The organism is Marinobacter halodurans, from assembly GCF_004327985.1.
GTDB lineage: Bacteria > Pseudomonadota > Gammaproteobacteria > Pseudomonadales > Oleiphilaceae > Marinobacter_A > Marinobacter_A halodurans.
The window spans coordinates 1-621 of record NZ_SJDL01000187.1 but is presented as its reverse complement, the minus strand read 5'-3'; the positions used below and the strand labels follow the sequence as shown (position 1 = coordinate 621).

The window sequence follows — 621 nt, the reverse complement described above, 5'->3', positions numbered from 1 at the left end:
CCATGACCCGGTGGCCTGCTCGTCTGCTGCGAACGTAAATATTGCAGTCGTCCGCGTAGCGGCAGAACCGATGACCTCGCCGCTCCAGTTCCCGGTCCAATTCGGTCAGGAGTACGTTGGAGAGCAAGGGTGACAGAGGCCCACCTTGCGGCGTGCCTTCCCGTCTCGGGCTGACCAGTCCACCGTCGAGCATACCGGCTTGCAGGTAACGCCGGATCAGGGTCAGTATCCGTCGGTCGGTGATGCGACGGGCCAGCAGGCTCATCAACACATCGTGATTGACCCGATCAAAGAACTGGGCCAGATCCAGATCGATCACCCAGCGGTGGCCGTCGTTGATGTGTCGTTGCATCGCCTTGACCGCCTGGTGGGCGCTTCGGCCGGGGCGGAACCCGTAGCTGTGGTCCGAGAAGGTCGGTTCCAGCATCGCACTCAGCACCTGATGAAGCGCTTGTTGGATCAGACGGTCCTGCACCGTTGGGATGCCCAGTATCCGCTCCCCGCCTTGCGGCTTGGGGATGCTGACCCGGCGGACCGGCTGAGGACGGTAGTCTCCGGCCAACAGCCGCTCGCGCAGTGTTGGCCAGTGCTGTTGCAGATGGCCCTTCAGGGCTGTCACCG

1 protein-coding gene is annotated in these 621 nt (G+C 63.3%); it reads right to left on the bottom strand.

The annotated features are described in order from the left end of the window. The coding region (locus EZI54_RS24035) for a group II intron reverse transcriptase/maturase (protein ID WP_131484357.1) at window positions 1-621 on the bottom strand (621 nt) is incomplete at both ends.